General features: G+C 47.0%; 3 protein-coding genes. All 3 read left to right on the top strand.

The genetic code is table 11. The features are described 5' to 3' along the window. Nucleotides 1-118 precede the first annotated feature (118 nt). The 3 genes from BTU61_RS05735 to BTU61_RS05725 are packed head-to-tail and all read left to right on the top strand — an operon-like array spanning nucleotide 119 to nucleotide 3,870. Complete coding sequence (locus tag BTU61_RS05735) at nucleotides 119-1,462, top strand: CapA family protein (RefSeq protein WP_200772728.1); 1,344 nt, start codon at nucleotides 119-121, stop codon at nucleotides 1,460-1,462. Nucleotides 1,463-1,465: 3 nt separating this feature from the next. Continuing rightward, a complete protein-coding gene (locus tag BTU61_RS05730; RefSeq protein ID WP_200772727.1) occupies nucleotides 1,466-3,130 on the top strand; it encodes a MutS-related protein in 1,665 nt (554 codons plus the stop codon). Between the two features lie 23 nt (nucleotides 3,131-3,153). Next, nucleotides 3,154-3,870, top strand: a complete 717-nt coding sequence (locus BTU61_RS05725; RefSeq protein WP_200772726.1) for a DUF554 domain-containing protein — start codon at nucleotides 3,154-3,156, stop codon at nucleotides 3,868-3,870. The last annotated feature ends 63 nt before the right edge of the window (nucleotides 3,871-3,933 follow it).

Raw genomic sequence — 3,933 nt, 5'->3', positions numbered from 1 at the left:
TGTCCCACTCTCTTTTTCTCTTCTTAAAAATTGTGATACAATGAAGAGAAAGTAGTTCAATGATAGCTTAATCTGTTAGCGGATCATTGGAAAAACCAAATGCGAAGAAGAGGTAGGCATGCTAGAGAAGTGGGAGAATGTGAAGAGAACCATCAAAAGAATAGGAAAAGAGCTATCGGCGTCCTTTGATTGGGCTTTTGATCGTCTCTTTTCAAGGATTCAGCTGACCAATGAACAGTTTGTCTATGTACTCTTGACCGTCGTTTTTATGGCTGCAAACGCCGTCCTTTGGGTACAAAAGTTCCAAGGTTTTCCGATCACTGCGACGAAACGACCGGAAGTTGTGTACAAGACAACAACACCGGCTGATCAGATTCCTCATACAGCTCGGATCATGGCGAATGGAGACCAACTCTACCATGATCTGGTCTATATGAGTGCACAAAAAGAAGATGGAAGCTATGATTTTCATGAAAATTATGAGTATGTTAAACCTTGGCTACAAAAGGCGGATCTGGCCTTGGGCGATTTTGAAGGAACAATCGATCCCAACTATTATTTAGCAGGTTATCCCCTTTTTAATGCACCAAGTGAAGTTGTGCCAGCTATCAAGGATGCGGGCTATGATGTCATGGATTTGGGGCACAATCATATCTTGGATTCAGGCCTAGATGGGGTCTATTCGACAGCCAAGGCCTTTGAAGATGCAGGCATCACACCTGTCGGTGTCTACACGCATGAAAAGAGAGGGCAAGCCCCCTTGGTGATCAAGGAAGTCAACGGCATCAAGATTGCAATTCTAGCCTATGCCTACGGCTTTAATGGGATGGAAACAACCCTCACTCCAGAGGAGCAAGCAAATGTCTTGTCTGACCTGGATGAAGAACGGATGAAGGCGGAGATCCAAAAGGCGGAGCAAGAGGCTGATATCACCATTGTCATGCCCCAGATGGGAGTTGAGTACCAGTTGGAGCCGACAGAAGAGCAAAAAGAGCTCTACCATAAGATGATTTCTTGGGGCGCTGATATCGTCTTTGGCGGACATCCCCATGTTGTAGAGCCTGCTGAAGTGGTCAATAAAGATGGCCAAAACAAGCTGATCATTTACTCGATGGGGAATTTCCTCTCCAATCAGCGTCTGGAAACCATGGAGGACGTGGAGACTGCCCAATGGACAGAGCGAGGGGTCTTGATGGATGTGACCATTGAAAAGGTTGGACGTAAGACACGGATTAAGACGGCTACTGCTCATCCAACCTGGGTTAGTCGAACTCCGAAGGGGACCTATTCTCCTGAAGGCTATGACTTGTACAAGTACCAGACCTATATTTTGGAAGATTTTATCAAAGGTGGCAAATACCGCGATAAGCTAGATGAAGAGACCAAGGAGAGAGTGGACACGGCATACCGAGAAATGAAGGAACATGTTCACTTGGACTGGCCTCAGAGTGGAAAGGAATAAAGTATGGAAGGAAATATGAACTGGATCCCACTTGGGATTCTAGGATTGATGGTGGTAATTTGGGCAACCAAATTTCTGACGGCCATCCGCCTCAAGCAAAAGCTGAAAAAAGCTTGGGACGGTGCGCCTTTCTTTCGTAAGAAAGACACGGAAGAAAGTTTGATAGACAGTCTGGCTTATCCGGCTAAGGGAAGGACGATCGATAGCCAAGTGGATGATCAGACTTGGCATGATTTGGCTTTGGACGCTGTCTTTGATCAGCTCAATTACACCCAATCGAGCCTTGGGGCAGAAGCCCTCTATCAAAAGATGCGCCTGTTGGAATTCCAGCCCCAGGACCAGCTTCATGACTTAGAAGACTTCTTTGAAGAGCATCCCGATTTGCGGCTCAAGGTCCAGGTTATTTTTAACCAACTGGGCAAGAAGAACCACAACATGGCGCGAAGCATTGTCGCAAATCCCGGCAAGCATTATGCGGGTTTACCCCTCTATATAGCGTTGGCCTGTCTTCCCATTGTCTGTCTCTTTGCCATTCCCTTTGAGCCAGTTGGGGCGATCACCCTCTTGGTGATCAGTGTGGTCTTTAATATCGTCTTTTCAAGTTTGCGCAATTGGTCTAATAAAATCCGTCTGGACAATGTTAGCTATCTGGTCCGCATCTTTGCTTCGGCAGAACGCTTGAGTCATCTAGATTTACCACAACGAGAAGAACTCAAGCAAGCGGTCAAACCCTTTAAGAAAGCGCGGATCCTTGCCAGTGTCTTGCAGAGTCCAACGGGGACCTCTGAGATGGAAATTATTCTCCTCTACCTCAACGTCCTCTTTTTACTCCCGCAGATCGCTCAGGTTTATATTTACAATCAGGTGAAGGCGCATCAAAAAGAGGCTCAGAAGCTTCTGAATTTGCTAGGGGAGATGGAGGTAGCGATTAGTCTCTTGCGCCATAAGCGGGATCTAGAAGTGGTCTGTCAGCCGGTCTTTACGGAGACAGGTGGGATTGAAGGTGAGACGCTCTACCATCCCTTGCTGTCCAACCCGATTGCCAATGATGTGCATTTCCAAAAAAATATGGTCATCAGTGGGGACAATGCGTCCGGGAAATCGACTTATTTGAAAACCGTCGCCATCAATGCCATTCTGGCTCAAGGGCTGGGCTTTGCCTATGGAGAAAGCTTGGTCCTGCCTTACGGTCATGTCCTAACGGCTATGGATGTGAGCGACGATATTGAAGTTGGAGATAGCTACTTCATCACCGAAAGTAAAGCTATTTTGCGTATGATTCAGCATTTGAAAGAGCCAGGTTTTCACTACTTCTTTATTGACGAGCTCTTTAAGGGGACCAATACCATCGAGCGGATCGGATCAGGCCTTGGAATTGTTCGCTGGTTGGCTGCCCAAAACTGTCTCTACATGATTTCCAGCCATGATATTGAGCTGGTCGCAGCCTCCGGTGAAGTCAATGATAATTACCATTTTGACAGTCGCTATGTGGATGGCAAGATCGTCTTTGACTACCAGATCAAGCCAGGATCAGCCGTAACCAAGAATGCGGTCAATACTCTAGAAAGCTTGCATTATCCAGAGGAGATTACGCAAACAGCCAAGGACTTGATTGACCAGTATGAAGAGACGGGGCACTGGTCTTTGAAAGAAATTGAAAAAGAATGAAAAATGAACGAAGGAGTTTGTAAATGATCGGTTTAGGGACCTTTTATAATGCCGTAGGAGTTGTATTTGGTGGGCTTTTAGGACTGCTCATCGGTCAACGTTTATCAGAAGATTTTCATGAGACCCTTCTGAAAGTGACAGGAGTTGCTGTTTTTGTCTTGGGCATCGCAGGGACCTTGGAAAAGATGCTGGTGGTGCATGGAAGTCATGTGGAGAGTCACGGCAGTATGATGTTGATTCTGAGTCTAGTAATCGGGACCGTTATCGGGGAACTCTTGAAGATTGAGGAGGGGTTTGAGCGCCTGGGAACCTGGCTGAAGGAAAAGACGGGGAACGAAGGCGATTCCAGCTTTGTTGATGCCTTTATGACCACGGCCTTGACCATTTGTATCGGGGCTATGGCAGTAGTCGGAGCTGTCCAGGATGGCTTGACAGGTGACCCTTCGACCTTGTTGGCCAAGGCTATTCTGGATATGGTCATTGTTCTGGTCTTGACTGTTTCGAAAGGAAAGGGTGCCATCTTTGCAGTGGTCCCACTCGTGATCTTTCAGGGTGCGATTACGCTGTTAGCCCATTTGATCGCACCGATCATGACCCCACAAGCGCTGTCGAATTTGTCACTAGTCGGCTCCAGCCTCATTCTCTGTGTGGGGATCAACCTCATCTGGGGCAAACGAATCAAGGTTGCCAATCTCCTGCCTGCAGTGCTGATTGCCATTATTTGGGCCTTTCTTAGCTAAAAAATAGAAGAGGCTGGGACAAAAGTCCCAGCCTCTCAATTGTCTTTGGATTGTCGATCAAGA

The sequence above is a fragment of the Streptococcus lactarius genome (assembly GCF_016642265.1).
GTDB classification, from domain to species: Bacteria; Bacillota; Bacilli; order Lactobacillales; family Streptococcaceae; genus Streptococcus; species Streptococcus lactarius.
Note: the sequence above shows the minus strand (reverse complement) of the source record. Positions and strands in the feature narration are given on the sequence as shown.